The 12,518-nt window shown below is 57.0% G+C and carries 16 protein-coding genes; 2 read left to right on the top strand and 14 right to left on the bottom strand.

Annotated elements, in window-relative coordinates:
• Nucleotides 1-35: 35 nt before the first annotated feature.
• The 4 genes from MB02_RS04445 to MB02_RS04425 all read right to left on the bottom strand — a co-directional run bounded on the left by MB02_RS04445 (nt 36) and on the right by MB02_RS04425 (nt 2,138).
• Nucleotides 36-257: a DUF4170 domain-containing protein gene (locus tag MB02_RS04445; protein ID WP_067533118.1), complete on the bottom strand. Its 222-nt coding sequence runs from the start codon at nt 255-257 to the stop codon at nt 36-38.
• A 71-nt stretch (nt 258-328) separates the two neighbouring features.
• Entirely contained in the window at nt 329-802 is a 474-nt protein-coding gene (locus MB02_RS04440; RefSeq protein ID WP_067533115.1) for a hypothetical protein, read from the bottom strand.
• Between the two features lie 313 nt (nt 803-1,115).
• Nucleotides 1,116-1,502, bottom strand: coding sequence for a phage holin family protein (locus MB02_RS04430; protein WP_067533109.1), 387 nt, complete (start codon nt 1,500-1,502; stop codon nt 1,116-1,118).
• 33 nt (nt 1,503-1,535) lie between these two features.
• Nucleotides 1,536-2,138, bottom strand: a complete 603-nt coding sequence (locus MB02_RS04425) for a hypothetical protein (protein ID WP_067533106.1) — start codon at nt 2,136-2,138, stop codon at nt 1,536-1,538.
• 163 nt (nt 2,139-2,301) lie between these two features.
• On the opposite strand from MB02_RS04425, the gene eno reads away from it, so the two are divergent.
• A complete protein-coding gene (gene eno / locus MB02_RS04420) occupies nt 2,302-3,588 on the top strand; it encodes a phosphopyruvate hydratase (protein ID WP_067533103.1) in 1,287 nt (428 codons plus the stop codon).
• 5 nt (nt 3,589-3,593) lie between these two features.
• On the opposite strand, the gene MB02_RS04415 is transcribed toward eno, so the two are convergent.
• Genes MB02_RS04415 through ribB form a run of 3 tightly spaced genes read right to left on the bottom strand, consistent with a single transcriptional unit; the run spans nt 3,594 to nt 5,649 of the window.
• Nucleotides 3,594-3,902 (bottom strand): hypothetical protein, encoded by a 309-nt coding sequence (locus MB02_RS04415; RefSeq protein WP_067533100.1) that lies wholly within the window; start codon nt 3,900-3,902, stop codon nt 3,594-3,596.
• Nucleotides 3,903-3,953: 51 nt separating this feature from the next.
• Nucleotides 3,954-4,373, bottom strand: a complete 420-nt coding sequence (gene ribH, locus MB02_RS04410) for a 6,7-dimethyl-8-ribityllumazine synthase (protein WP_067533097.1) — start codon at nt 4,371-4,373, stop codon at nt 3,954-3,956.
• Between the two features lie 4 nt (nt 4,374-4,377).
• The gene (gene ribB, locus MB02_RS04405; protein WP_067533094.1) at nt 4,378-5,649 is read right to left on the bottom strand and encodes a 3,4-dihydroxy-2-butanone-4-phosphate synthase; all 1,272 of its coding nucleotides are present in this window, start codon (nt 5,647-5,649) and stop codon (nt 4,378-4,380) included.
• A 123-nt stretch (nt 5,650-5,772) separates the two neighbouring features.
• Here ribB and MB02_RS04400 point away from each other — a divergent pair, with 123 nt between their 5' ends.
• Complete coding sequence (locus tag MB02_RS04400; RefSeq protein ID WP_067533091.1) at nt 5,773-6,276, top strand: flavin reductase family protein; 504 nt, start codon at nt 5,773-5,775, stop codon at nt 6,274-6,276.
• 217 nt (nt 6,277-6,493) lie between these two features.
• Here MB02_RS04400 and ccoS read toward each other — a convergent pair whose 3' ends face one another.
• From ccoS to ccoO, 7 genes are read right to left on the bottom strand one after another with little or no spacing between them, the layout of a single operon-like run.
• On the bottom strand, nt 6,494-6,661 hold the full coding sequence (ccoS, locus tag MB02_RS04390; RefSeq protein ID WP_067533085.1) for a cbb3-type cytochrome oxidase assembly protein CcoS: 168 nt from the start codon (nt 6,659-6,661) through the stop codon (nt 6,494-6,496).
• Nucleotides 6,658-8,778 carry a heavy metal translocating P-type ATPase gene (locus tag MB02_RS04385; RefSeq protein ID WP_067533082.1) on the bottom strand — a complete coding sequence of 707 codons (2,121 nt, stop codon included), beginning with the start codon at nt 8,776-8,778 and terminating at the stop codon, nt 6,658-6,660. The genes ccoS and MB02_RS04385 overlap by 4 nt, the downstream gene beginning before the upstream one ends.
• A complete protein-coding gene (locus MB02_RS04380; protein WP_067533079.1) occupies nt 8,775-9,221 on the bottom strand; it encodes a FixH family protein in 447 nt (148 codons plus the stop codon). Before MB02_RS04380 ends, MB02_RS04385 begins: the two co-directional genes overlap by 4 nt.
• Complete coding sequence (gene ccoG, locus MB02_RS04375; protein ID WP_067533076.1) at nt 9,218-10,699, bottom strand: cytochrome c oxidase accessory protein CcoG; 1,482 nt, start codon at nt 10,697-10,699, stop codon at nt 9,218-9,220. Before ccoG ends, MB02_RS04380 begins: the two co-directional genes overlap by 4 nt.
• A complete protein-coding gene (gene ccoP / locus MB02_RS04370) occupies nt 10,686-11,609 on the bottom strand; it encodes a cytochrome-c oxidase, cbb3-type subunit III (RefSeq protein WP_067533073.1) in 924 nt (307 codons plus the stop codon). Before ccoP ends, ccoG begins: the two co-directional genes overlap by 14 nt.
• Nucleotides 11,602-11,772, bottom strand: coding sequence for a cbb3-type cytochrome c oxidase subunit 3 (locus tag MB02_RS17615; RefSeq protein WP_067533069.1), 171 nt, complete (start codon nt 11,770-11,772; stop codon nt 11,602-11,604). Before MB02_RS17615 ends, ccoP begins: the two co-directional genes overlap by 8 nt.
• Nucleotides 11,769-12,515, bottom strand: coding sequence for a cytochrome-c oxidase, cbb3-type subunit II (gene ccoO, locus MB02_RS04360; protein WP_067533066.1), 747 nt, complete (start codon nt 12,513-12,515; stop codon nt 11,769-11,771). Before ccoO ends, MB02_RS17615 begins: the two co-directional genes overlap by 4 nt.
• Nucleotides 12,516-12,518 lie beyond the last annotated feature (3 nt).

The following is a 12,518-nucleotide window of genomic DNA, read 5'->3' as shown; positions in this document are numbered from 1 at the left end:
ACGAACCGGCGCATGTGCGCCGGTTCGTCATTCCATCATTCACCTGGGAGCTTGGGCTCCAGCAGTTTGTGCAGGTGAACAATGACATACTTCATTTCAGCATCATCGACAGTGCGCTGCGCATGGCTGCGCCAAGCTTCCTCCGCTTCGGCATAAGTGCCGTAGACACCCACCAAGTCGATCTTCGTCAGATCCTCAAATTCGAGACTTTGGGGGTTTTTGACGCGCCCGCCCATTACCAGGTGAAGAAGCTGCATGTTGTTTAGACCTTTGGAAATAAACTGACGAACGGCCTCTCCCGCAGGCTCCCGCTATATCCTGGCGGGATTCAGTGGCGAAGATGTGACCCGATTTTCCCGGTCACGCTCTTGGCCTGTTGGGACGCTTGCTTGCCGGCACTACGAACATTCTCGATCGCTTCTTCTGCAAAGCGCTCGATCTCCTCGCGTAGGCCGATTGTGCTGTCCGATACGCGATCCCCTAAATGTTCGAGGCTTTTCTGTCCAGCACGACCAGTGTTGCGGGCCGATTGCCAACTGCGCTGGGCAATCTCAGCACCGGCTTCAGCGACCAGCGCCGCGAGAGCGCCCATTTTAACAGAGGCCCGCCGTTTAGGAATGAGCGTGCCAATTAACGTGCCCACAGCAATGCCACTGGCAATTGATGCGACAGGATGCTCGCCGATAAATGTCGCGACACGGTTTTTTGCTTGTGCTGCACGGTCGGCCAATCGCTGGCTGTTTCGCGTCTCAGCGGCTTCCACACGTTGCTTTATGTCTTTAAGTTGGGGATCATCGGTCATGAGATTTCCTTATCTTCATCGTTGTCCCCCTCCACATCGTTACAATTTTCGCCCTGAGACGAGCTGCGCCTCAACCAAAAGACGAGTGTGGCGGCGAGTGTTGCCGCAGCAATGCCTCCTACAAGGGCTCCGCGATGATGTTTGATTGTTTCTGTGGCACTGCTGGATAGGGCAGAGGCCTTTTCGCCTGCGCGTTGTGCGATAGCCTCTGGGGCAAACTCCGAACGGACAAGGTCAAGATTGGTTCGAAATGCGGCATGAGCGGCATCCCGCAATGCCTTGTATTCCGACAAAATTCTTTCTTGCCTACCCATCACTCTCCCTCTTTGAAGACCTTTGCAATCAATCGTGCGTTTCTGGCTGCTAACAAGGCAAACAAGATTCCCGATATCAGTAGTAAGCCTGCGACCACGCCTGTCGCCCCCCAAGCAGTAAAGTGGGGAGTAAGCGCCAAGATCGCCCCGACAACGAGCCCGAACAGGGCGAACACCGCCAAAATTGCTGCAAGTATTCCAAAGACAACAGCATTCCGTCCCCTTCGCCCTGCATAGGCAAAGCGGGTTTTTTGATATGCCAACTCCGCTTCGATGAGCGTGCGCCCATCGTCAATCAGACCGCTGACATCGTCAAAAAGGGATTCATTCTGCTGATCCGGTATCTCATGCCGGAGATTTTCCGCGTCTTCGTCCCGTTCATCCATGGCTAGTGATCGAACCGTTGACCGGTATTGAAATCAATTCTTCGAGCCTTTGAACAACCGTGCAACCATGAAGCCGGCGACAGCGGCAATGCCGACAGCAAGGCCGGGGCTCTTGCGGACGAACTCCTTGGCATCTTCACCCATGTCCTCGACGCTCTTCGCTTCGAGCTTGGCTGCTGTTTCCTGGATGGATCGTGCCGCGGAGCGGGCGTAATCTCCATATTTTTCACCCAGCTTTTCATCGATTGTGCTGGCATTGTCCGCTACAGTCTTGCCAAGCAAGCTCAAAGCTTCGCTGGTCTTGGCTTTACCGTCGGCTGCAAGTTTACTTGCCTTGGCCTTTGCCTGATCACCATAGACCTTTGCGTCGGACGCGAATTCTCCTGCTTTGGCTTTAGCTTGTTCGCTGTAGGTCTTGGCTTCGGATTGCCACTCGGCCTGTTTGCCCATTGCTTTTCCCTTGAGGCTATCGGCCTGAACCTGCGCCTCGCGCCCCAAGGCGGCGACGCCAGCTTTCGCTTCCTCCAAAGCCGCAGAAAACTTTGACTTTGCTTCCGTGCGGTTGTCGACGGGAGGGGCTGCGGTGCTCTTCGCCTTTGTGGAACGGGTGCTTTTGCGGGTGGTGCTCTCGGCCATGACGATAGTCCTCTCTATTGATCTCGTGGACTGACGAATATCAGACGGAAAGTGCCATTTCCCGCCCCTCTTTTCAACGCGACTTGCCTGCCATGGTTCCCATAGCTAGGAGGCCGCATCTTCATAACATAATGCATTGCAGCATGAAACGGAGCGTTAAACCATGACGGCGATCATTGACATCCACGGCCGTGAAATTCTCGATAGCCGCGGCAACCCCACCGTCGAAGTCGATGTGTTGCTGGAAGACGGTAGCTTCGGCCGGGCCGCAGTTCCTTCCGGGGCATCCACAGGCGCGCATGAGGCGGTTGAGCTGCGCGATGGCGACAAGTCTCGCTACATGGGCAAGGGTGTATTGAAAGCCGTCGATGCAGTTAATGGTGAAATCGCCGAGCGTTTGCTCGGCCTCGACGCGGAAGATCAGCGAGACGTTGACCTCGCGATGATCGAACTCGACGGGACCGAGAACAAGAGCCGGATAGGCGCAAATGCAATTCTGGGTGTCAGCCTTGCTGCCGCCAAGGCCGCTGCCAATGCGCGTGGTCTGCCGCTCTATTCTTATGTTGGCGGAGTTTCTGCTCATATGCTGCCGGTGCCGATGATGAATATTATCAATGGCGGCGAACATGCAGACAATCCGATCGACTTCCAGGAATTCATGATCATGCCGATAGGGGCGGATTCGATTGCGGAAGCCTTGCGTTGGGGTGCGGAAGTGTTCCATACCCTGAAGAAGGGGTTGGCAGAAAAGGGGCTCTCTACATCCGTTGGTGATGAAGGGGGCTTCGCGCCCAATCTCGCAAGCACACGCGCCGCGCTCGATTTCGTGCTTGAGTCGATTGAGAAGGCCGGTTTCAAGCCAGGCAGCGACATCGCGTTGGCTTTGGATTGCGCTTCGACGGAATTCTTCCGCAACGGCAAGTATGAGATTTCCGGCGAAGGGCTCTCGCTCACGGGCGAAGAAATGGCAGATTATCTCGCCAATCTCTGCGAAGCTTACCCAATTCGTTCGATCGAGGATGGAATGGGCGAGGATGATTTCGCCGGATGGGCTGCGCTGACGGCCAAGGTTGGAGATAAGGTTCAACTGGTCGGTGATGACCTGTTCGTGACCAATCCCATGCGGCTTGAAATGGGTATCGGGCAGGGATTGGCCAATTCACTTCTGGTGAAAGTCAATCAGATCGGCACTCTGACCGAAACCCTGGAGGCTGTCAGCATCGCTCAACGCAACGGCTATACGGCAGTCATGTCCCACCGTTCGGGAGAGACCGAAGATGCGACGATTGCCGATCTCGCGGTTGCGACCAATTGCGGCCAGATCAAGACTGGTTCTCTGGCACGGTCGGACCGGCTTGCAAAATACAACCAGTTGATCCGCATTGAAGAGGAACTGGGGGGTGCCGCCCGTTATGCCGGGGCAGGATGCTTTGGCCGGCGTGCCGGCTAACCCCGTCAGGCCTGACCGTTTTCGACATCCTCCTCAGCCTGTTCTTCAAGCTCCTCCAAGCGTTTGAGCTTGCGGCGATTTTTCGGGCTGAGGAGGTATTGCCAAACACCCCATACGTTGATGAGGAATAGCATCGCATTCATTGCCGCGATGGGAAGGGCGTGATCCACTAGCCCGGTAACCACCCAGGTGGCGGATACCAGGCAAAACAGGACGAAGCCCCAGCCGGTCGTTTTTCTGCCTGTATCCGTGGCGATCAAGCCGGCAGCAATCATGGTTCCAATTGCCGCCAACCATTCGACCGGACCGTTCATGCAGATACTCCATTTGCTGATTGCAGCGTTTTTGTCGGCGGAGACGGATCGTCAGGCGAAGCGTCCCTGCAATTCATATAACGCAAGAGCGGCCTTGGCTGCTTCTCCGCCTTTGTCTTTTTGTTCGGGGTCTGCGCGGACCAGAGCCTGTTGTTCGTTTTCGACCGTGAGGATGCCGTTGCCGATAGCAATGCCGTCCATGGTCAGCGCCATGATGCCGCGCGCACTTTCGCCAGCTACAATTTCAAAGTGATAGGTTTCACCACGGATCACGACACCGATGGCGACGAAACCGTCGTAGCGGTCCGACTGTTCGGCGAGAGAAATCGCACCGGGGATTTCCAGAGCGCCGGGTACGGTAACGACATCGACATCGTGACCTGCGGTTTCCAAAGCTGCTCTCGCCCCGGACACGAGCATGTCATTCAGGTGGTCGTAAAAACGGGCTTCGACAATGAGAAAACGGGCCATGGATTCAGCCTTCCGGAATATTGTGCTGGTCGACGATGTTGATGCCATAACCATCGATGGCCACCACGTTGCGTGGCGTATTGCTCAACAGGATCATGTCATGCACGCCGAGATCGGCCAGAATCTGGGCGCCGATGCCGTAACTACGTAGGTCCATCGCAGGGCCTTTGGCGTCGCCAACCTCACGGTTCAGCTGATCCGGATCGTTGGGCATGAGCAGCACAATGATGCCTGCGCCCTGGCGGCCTATTTCCACCATGGCTCTTTGCAGGGTGCGCTTGGATGGGCCGGGTTGCCCAAGCACATCCGAGTAGATTGAAATTGCATGCACTCGCACCAGAGTCGGCTCGCCGGGGATGACATGGCCCTTTTGCAGAACTACGTGCACAGCCCCTTCGACTTTGTCGCGATAGGTCTTGGCAGTCCATTCGCCGCCGTAATCCGAAACAAACGGAGCTTCGGTAACGCATTCGACCAAGTGATCATTACGGCGCCGATATTCGATCAGGTCGCGAATTGTCCCGATCTTGAGATCATGGAGCCGGGCAAAGCTGATCAAATCATCCAGCCTTGCCATGCTGCCGTCGTCATTCATGATTTCGCAGATCACGCCCGAAGGGTTAAGACCGGCAAGACGCGATATATCCACTGCAGCTTCGGTGTGGCCGGCACGGACGAGAACGCCGCCATCGCGTGCGCGCAGCGGGAATACGTGGCCGGGGGTGACGATGTCTTCCCGGCTCTTGGTGCCATCAATCGCCACTGAAACCGTACGGGCGCGGTCTCCGGCGGAAATTCCGGTGGTGACGCCTTCACGGGCTTCGATCGAAACCGTAAAGGCGGTCTCGTGCCGGGTTCCGTTGCTCGGGCTCATGGCATTGAGGCCCAGTTGTTCACACCGCTGGCCAGTCATCGACAGGCAGATCAGGCCCCGGCCGTGAGTCGCCATGAAATTGATAGCGGCAGGAGTCGCCATCTGGGCGGGGATGATAAGATCGCCTTCATTTTCCCGGTCTTCATCGTCGACAAGGATAAACATTCGTCCGTTGCGAGCTTCGTCGATGATCTCCTCAATCGGAACCAGCATGGGACGATCGTCGTTGGCAGAGAGGAAGCGGTCGAGCTTGCTCAGAGTCTCGGCAGTTGGATTCCAGCCAGGATCTATGCAATCGCGAAGAGTATTGGCATGAAGCCCGGCGGCGCGCGCAAGGGCGGCTTTGGTCATCTGGCCGGAAGAAACCAGCGTGCGAACCTTGTCAATTGTCGATGTGCTCATGAGACTGTGGTATCACATTTAAATGTGCACGCAACAAGAAATATCACATTTTAATTCTATTTGCGGTTGCGTTCATGGGGTACCATGTGCGAAGCGAGGTGAAACATTCACTCAGGAGCCACAATGCAGCGCGAACTAATCCTCGACGAATTCCAGAACACCATGCGGCACATCGCCGCTGCGGTATATGCAATCACAACGACTGTTGAGGGCAAGCGTTACGGAATTGTGGCGACTGCGGTTTCTTCGGTCAGTTTCGATCCACCATCACTTCTCATTTGCATCAATCAGGATGCTTCGGTTCATGCCCCTTTGATGGAGGCAGATATCTTCTGCGTAAACGTTCTGGGCCTTGCCAACCGTGATGTGGCCGATTGTTTTATGGCGAAGAAGGGTGAAGACCGCTTCGAGATCGGAGAGTGGGCGGATCAGATGGGCGTGCCGGTCCTCGCGAATGCGCAGTCCAGTTTGATCTGCAAGACGGTTGATCGCCACAGCTTTGGTACTCACACCATTTTCATTGGCGAGCTTATCGGCGCCCAGCATCGGGATAATGCCAAGCCGCTCACCTATTATGACCGGCGGTACATCGATATTTCAGCCGCGCCGGATCAGGTTGCTGGCTGACCGCGCAGGCGCTTGCGTTCCTGAGAGCCGTGGCATCCTTTTGCGCAGCATGCGCTGCCATTGGTGCCGGGAAGGGACGGAGCGCCCAGAGGAACTGTCACACTGGCACCAGCACTGCCGCAAAGACTGAGTGCGATCCCGTTTGCCGATGCTATCAGTGACGGATTGAGGCCCGCTGGCAGCAGTGTGGCGATCATCAGAATTTTCAGCGGGCTGTTCACAAGCCGTCACCATCATCATTTAATTCGTCGTCGTCGATCAGGATGCGATTGGCTGCGCCATCCAGATCATCGAACTGGCCACTCTTCAGAGACCAGAAAAATGCCCCTAGTCCGCTGAGGCCCAGCAGAAGCGCGACCGGGATGAGAAAGGCGAGTATATTCATTTCGCGGCTCTTGCGAGGCGAAGTGAATTGCCGACAACGATCAAGGAACTTGCGGACATGGCGATGGCGGCAATCATCGGAGTCACGAAACCGGCGATCGCCAGTGGCACGGCCAGTATGTTGTAAATAACTGCCAGCGCGAAATTTTCCCTCACTACGCGCATTGTGGCCCGGGCGGCGTGTATCGCTCTTGGCAGGGCAATGAGGGAGTCCTGGACGAATACGAAATCAGAGGCTTGCAGTCCTACATCGCTGGCAGATCCCGGCGCGATGGAAGCATCGGCCAGGGCCATGGCAGGCCCGTCGTTCAAACCGTCACCCACCATGAGAACGCGGTGGCCTTCTTCCTGGAGTTGGGCAATCGCCTGCTGTTTATCGGCCGGCAGCGCTTCAGCCTGCGCAGCCAGACCAGTTTCCTGCGCTATCGCAGATACGGAGGCGGCATGGTCGCCAGACAAAATGGATGTTTCAATTCCCATTTTGGAAAGCCGGGAAAGGGCTTCCTTGGCATCAGGCCGCAAGCGATCGGCAAACGGGATAAGCCAAGTGGGATGGCCGGTAATCTCCAGGGTTACGGCAACGCCATTTGCGCTTTCAGGCCGCCTCAGTGCGACCTCGATATTTCGCCAGCTTGCGAACACTCCCTGACCGGGCCGTTCTTCGACATTTTCCATGGAAACCGCGCGGATTTCCATGGCTGTGAGAGCATCGGCGAGAGCCTTGGAGATTGGGTGCCGGCTGTGTGAAGCAAGGGCTAGCGCCACAGCTTTGGCATCTTCAGGCAGGAGTGTGAGAATTGCAGGATCGGGGGCAGGGCGCCCGAGGGTCAATGATCCCGTCTTGTCGAGCAACGTCCGGTCGATTTTGGAAAGTCGTTCAAGAGCGCTGCCATCTTTCACCATAATACCGGCACGCATCAGAGCCCCACTGGCGACAACCTGGGCGACCGGCACAGCAAGTCCAAGGGCGCAGGGACACGTAATGATCAAGACCGCAACAGCGATGACCAGCGACTGATACCATCCAGCACCAGCAAGCATCCATCCGGCGAAAGTCAGCGCTGCGAGTGTGTGAACAGCCGGGGCATAGAGGCGTGCGGCACGGTCGGCGATCCGGACATACTTGGAACGATCCTGGGCGGCGGCTTCCATCAAGCGGGCGATCTCGGCCAGTGTGGTATCGCCGCCGATTGCAGTGATACGAACATCGATCGGTGCGTCCAGATTGAGAGTGCCAGTGAGCACCTCCTGACCTGCAGCGCCTGGAACAGGGGCGCTTTCGCCAGTCAGCAAGGATTGGTCGAAACGGCTTGCACCTGACACGATGATACCGTCCGCAGCGAGCCGTTCACCTGCCGCGACCCGTATTGTCATGCCAGGAGATAGCTCTTCGGCCTTGCGCCATTCCAACGCCCCATCCTCGCCGACAACCATTGCTCCCTGCGCCGCATGGCTGAGAAGGGCATCGACCCCGGTGCGAGCCTTGTCACGCATCATCGCGTCCAGCACGCGTCCCGCCAGAAGGAAGGTCAGCAGCATTAACGCGCCATCGAACCAAGCATCCTTTCCACCAACAACAACTTCATAGAAACTCAATGCGGTTGCGATAAGCACGCCGAGAGAGATCGGAACGTCCATATTGGTGCGGCCGTGACGCAGGGCCGCCCATGCGGAACGGAAGAATGGTTGTCCTGCGTAGGCGATTGCCGGGATGGCAATGAGCGCGGAAATCCAGTGGAACAATTCTCGCGATGTGCCGTCGGCTCCGGACCATACGCTGACCGAGAGCAACATCACGTTCATTGAGGCAAATGCGGCAACTGCAAGTGGCGCAAGCAAGGGTTTTACAGCGGAAGGACTGCGGGCAAGATTGCCTTTGCGTGGTTCGGATTCGAAACCAATGCGTTCCATCGCAAAGACCAGATCACGGCTCTTAAGCAGCGGGTCGTGATGGATGGTAACCTGCTTCGCAGAGAGGTTCACACGGGCTGAGGCTATTCCGGAAACATCCATCAGGCCCCGTTCGATTTTGCTGATGCAACCGGCACAATGCATACCCGGAACGGCAAGAACCGTTTCAATGTCGTCTGCACCTTGTCGATTGGCAAGTGCGCTCAAGTCAGATGCTCCTCGTCACGCCACACAGATTGTCCGGTGCGGGCTTCGATCCGAAGTGTCCAACGGCCAAGAGGCAGTTCTTCGATCGAAAGGAAACGACCATCACCAACGGAGGTGAATGTTATTGCCCTGTCGGGTGCTCTGCCCAATGGATGGCGTGCTATTGCGGTTAAGGTAACATCTGCCGGGGCCCCGGACAAATCGATTGCCAGCCTGCCGTCAGTCGTCCGCTCTACGGTAGCCTTCCAGCCAAGCGCTTTTTCGGCTGACGCCTCATCCAGCCACGTGTTGAATTCCTGGCTGGCAACATAGGAATTTTCCACCACGATGCCTCCGAACGTGGAGCTGGCGTAGCGGGCCATGGTGAAATTGACTGCGAAGACGACGCTGAAAAACAGGACGAGAATTGCTGCCATGTGACGACCGGTAAAGGGGGCATTCATTCGCTTGTCTCCGGAGCTTCGAAGTTGGTTTCCGTGCTATCCGTTTCGCCCTTTTCGTCCAGGGAATGTACGGCAAAGGAAAATTCCTGGGCGGGGGTTCCATCCGGAGCAACGACATAGAGCCTGACAATGTCCGTGGAATCCGCAGGAACCTTGCGGGTCATGGCACGCACAGCCTCTTCACGCGGCATGTCGTCGCTCCACATCTTCGCATTGGGGAGGCCAGTAAGCGCGATTTCCATGTCGCGGGGACGGCTTTCCATATTACGAAGTTTGACTGTGTAGGCGTTGCGGACAGACCCATCGCTCAACAACATGTAGGGTGGGTTGCGATCCGGTGCGACAGTGATTTGCGTTCGCGAACGGGTGCCAAGCGCGAACAGCAGGGCCAGTCCGATTGCGGCCCACACGCCGGTGTAAATGAGCGTACGCGGATGGAGCAGACTACGCCAGACGGGCCGAGGTGTCTCACCTGCTGCTTCACGCTTGCAGTCATCCAGCGTGGCATAGTCGATCAAACCGCGCGGGCGTCCGACCTCTTTCATGACCCTGTCGCAGGCATCAATACACAGTGCACAGGTGATGCACCCGATCTGAGGGCCTTCGCGAATGTCTATGCCGGTTGGGCACACGGCGACACACTGCCCACAATCGATGCAGTCTCCGAATGAATCGGGACTCTTTTCAGCCTTCTTGACGCTACCGCGCGGTTCGCCACGCCAGTCCTTGTAGGTAACGATGAGTGACTTTTCGTCGAGCATGGCAGTCTGGATGCGCGGCCAGGGGCACATGTAGATGCACACCTGTTCTCGCATGAAACCGCCAAGTACGAATGTTGTCGTAGTCAGGATGGCTACCGTTACATAGGCAATAGGGGCAGCTTGGCCTGAGAAGAAGTCCCGAAACAGGCTTGGCGCGTCAGCAAAATAGAGAATCCACGCACCACCGGTGGCAAAGCTGATTGCGAGGTAGATCGTCCACTTCAACAAACGCCGGGCAATCTTCGAAGGCCCCCAAGGTGCCTTGTAAAGCCGGAACCGTGCGTTGCGGTCCCCGTCGATCAATCGATCGACATGCTGGAACAAGTCCGTCCAGACCGTCTGAGGACAAGCATATCCACACCACGCCCGGCCCACCGCGCTGGTAACGAGAAACAGGCCTATGCCGGCCATGATCAGCATTCCGGCGACGAAATAAAATTCGTGGGGCCAGATTTCGATGCCGAACATGTAAAACCGGCGATGGGCCAGGTCGATCAGAACGGCCTGGTCAGGTGCATAGGAACCGCGGTCCCACCGAAGCCAGGGTGTGATGTAATAGATCGCCAGAGTAACGGCCATGATGAACCACTTGAATCGCCGGAAAGGACCGTCAATCCGGCGATTGAAGACTGGCTCACGCTTTGCGTAAAGTACGGGTTCAGGCACCTGAGCGCCTTTCTTGTTGCTTGTAACGGCAAGGGGTTCAGGGCTGTTCATGCGTCTCCGTCGCTGAGGCATTTTCAGCCTGCGGGGCGACCTCCTCAAAGTCTTCACCCCCTCCCAGAGAATGTACATAGGCCGCCAGCATTTTTATGGTTGCCGGGTCCAGCCTGCCCCCCCACGAAGGCATTACGCCATGGTTCGGGGTAGTGATCTGCCTGGTAATGGCTGCAGGACTGCCGCCATAGAACCAGATGGCATCGGCGAGGTTGGGGGCACCGAACTGTCGCATCCCTCTCCCATCCGAACCATGGCAACTGGCGCAGTTATCAGCGAAGATCTGCGCACCGGCGGCGTTGGGCTTTGCCTTGCCCGACAGCGACTGCACATACTGTGTCACCTGCCCGATTTGCTGCGAGGTCAGGATCCCATCACGCCCGAATGCCGGCATCTGGCTGAAGCGGGTCTGGTCGTCGCCAGGTTGGCGAATGCCATGAATCAGCGTCGTCTCGATCGTCTTCAAATCGCCGCCCCACAGCCAATCGTCGTCATTCAGATTTGGATAGCCGGGGCTACCTGCTGCGCCCGCGCCATGGCACTGCACACAATTGACCTTGAATGCAGCCCGGCCGCCTTCAATGGCGGCCCGCATAAGGCCGGGATTGTCAGGCAGTTTTTCTATGGGCGTAGCTGCCAAGGCTTCCATGATCGGTTCGCGGCGGGCTTCTTCGGCGTTCATTTCGGAAGCAAGCTGGCCACGACTGGTCCAACCCAGAACACCCTCGGTTCCATGCGAGAGCAGGGGCCATGCAGGATAGACAATGCAATAACCTATGGCGAAAACAATACAGGCATAGAAACTCCACAGCCACCACCGGGGCAGCGGCGTATTGAGTTCCTCGATACCGTCCCATTCATGTCCGACGGTTTCGACGCCGGTCGCTTCGTCGATGCGCTTGTTAGCCATCGTTCTTATCCTCGAAGATCATGTTTGCCGCCTTGTTGTTGCGCTCGCGCGCACCGGGGCGAAAAGGCCACGCCGCCAGAACCAGGAAGACGATGAACATCGCCAGAAGTACCCAGCTGTCGGCAAGGTGACGAAGGAAGTCGTAGAGGGAATGCTCGATCACCGGCCTTTCTCCGTGGCTAGCTCTTCCTGAGCGGAGGCGGCGTTGACGTCGACCATCGTGCCCAGAACCTGAAGATATGCGACGAGGGCATCCATTTCCGTCAGGCGGGATGGATTCCCGTCGAAGTCACGAATTTGCGCCTTCGGATAACGCTGCTCCAGATCGCCGGCATCGGCATCGGGATCTGCCTGAGCCTTGATGTCGCTCATGGCCATTTCGACGTCCTTGTCAGTGTAGGGGACGCCTACACGACGCAGGGCCCGCAGGTTGGCTGCCGGGTCGGAAATCTTGAGGTCGGTGTCCGAAAGGAAAGCATAGGTTGGCATGATGCTTTCCGGCACCACCGCGCGAGGATCCTTGAGGTGCTGGACGTGCCATTCGTCGGAATAGCGGCCGCCAACACGGGCAAGGTCCGGGCCGGTGCGTTTGGAGCCCCATTGGAACGGATGATCGTACATCGATTCCGCGGCGAGGCTGTAATGCCCATAGCGTTCCACCTCGTCACGGAACGGGCGGATCATTTGACTGTGGCAGACATAACATCCTTCGCGGACATAGATATCGCGGCCAGCCTGTTCGAGCGGGGTATAAGGCCGCATGCCTTCCACCTTCTCGATCGTGTTGTCGATCCAGAAGAGTGGCGCGATCTCAACGATACCGCCGATCGCGACAGTGATGAATGCCCCCACGCTCAGCAGGGTGACATTGCGTTCAAGCTTCTTGTGCTTCTCGGTAATGCTCATGTT

The sequence above is a fragment of the Croceicoccus estronivorus genome (genome assembly GCF_001625325.1).
Lineage (GTDB): Bacteria > Pseudomonadota > Alphaproteobacteria > Sphingomonadales > Sphingomonadaceae > Caenibius > Caenibius estronivorus.
The sequence above is the reverse complement of the archived record's forward strand: the minus strand, read 5'-3'. Positions and strand labels throughout refer to the sequence as shown.